This window comes from Vibrio sp. Vb0667, assembly GCF_033391095.1.
In genome coordinates this window covers 1-1,388 of the sequence record NZ_JAWPOL010000183.1, presented here as the reverse complement: position 1 = coordinate 1,388, position 1,388 = coordinate 1, and the positions used below count along the sequence as shown (strand labels likewise).

At 42.5% G+C, this 1,388-nt stretch carries 1 protein-coding gene; it reads left to right on the top strand.

Features of this window, described 5'->3' with window-relative positions; translation table 11 throughout:
* The first annotated feature begins 217 nt into the window (after positions 1-217).
* Positions 218-1,366 carry a Na/Pi symporter gene (locus R8269_RS24460; RefSeq protein ID WP_005497177.1) on the top strand — a complete coding sequence of 383 codons (1,149 nt, stop codon included), beginning with the start codon at positions 218-220 and terminating at the stop codon, positions 1,364-1,366.
* Positions 1,367-1,388: the final 22 nt, after the last annotated feature.

Below are 1,388 nucleotides of genomic sequence, written 5' to 3'. Positions count from 1 at the left end.
TCATCAAAAAAATCTCAGTTTATAAAACCAATAAATCCTATATTTTTCAATGAATTAAAACAGGATAATCCGCTATCTTTTTTGAACTATTAAAAAGCACAATAAAAAGTGCCCACAGAAATCAATCTGTAATATTACTGAAATATTTGTTCTCTAACATCGCCCGAAGTTTCAACTTAAGACCGAAAAACGAACTTAAAGGTCAACGGAGAAAATTATGATGAACCAAGCTACTTCAACAGCAGCGCCTATCTCGAGCACGACTCGTTGGTTACGCTGGGCTAACTTGGCATTCATGCTGTATCTGCTTCTTCTAGCAGTATCTATGGTTGGTAGCGGTTTCAAATGGGCAACTGGCGACCAAGCAAAAGTATTGTTTGAGTTTGCATCTCACCCTATCGCTGGTCTTATGATCGGCCTAGTAGCAACAGCCCTAATCCAATCCTCAAGTACTGTAACTTCTATTATTGTGGGCTTAGTTGCAGGTGGTCTACCTGTAGAGACAGCGATTCCAATGGTAATGGGTGCCAATATTGGTACCACAGTGACCAACACTTTGGTTTCACTAGGTCACGTACGTTGTAAGGAAGAATTCAAGCGCGCATTTGCTAGTGCGACAATCCACGACTTCTTTAACCTTCTTGCTGTTCTTATCTTCCTTCCTTTGGAAATGATGTTCGGCATTCTAGAGAAAATTTCTCACTGGTTGGTTTCGCCACTATTGAACACTGGCGACATGAGCATGAAGGGTTTTGACTTCATCAAGCCAATCACTAAGCCTGTTGTTTCTGCTATCAAAGAACCGCTATCAACATTTGGTGACACCATGGGTGGCGTGGCTCTAATTGCTTTAGGTATCGCTACAATCTTCGTTGCTATCACAGTAATGGGTAAGCTAATGAAGAGCCTAATGGTTGGCCGTGCTCGCGATATTCTGAAGAATGCAATTGGTCGTGGTCCTATCCACGGTATCGTATCAGGCTCGATCGTGACGGTGTTGGTACAATCTTCATCAACAACAACAAGCTTGATGGTTCCACTTGTAGGTACTGGTGTTCTTAAAGTTCGTGACATTTACCCATTCACTCTAGGTGCGAACATCGGTACGTGTATCACTGCGCTACTTGCAGCTACCGCAGTATCTGGTGAGTTTGCTGTGTTTGCTCTTCAGATTGCGCTAGTACACTTAACCTTTAATATTTTGGCGACACTGTTTATCTTTGGTATTCCGTTCTTACGTGAAATCCCAGTAAAAGGCGCTGAAATGATTTCAGAGCTTGCTATCAAGAACAAAGCCGTTGTGGGTGGCTACCTGATGTCTGTATTCATCATTCTGCCAGGCGCAATCCTTGCTCTGACAACCTGATAATACCAACCATCGCTTATTG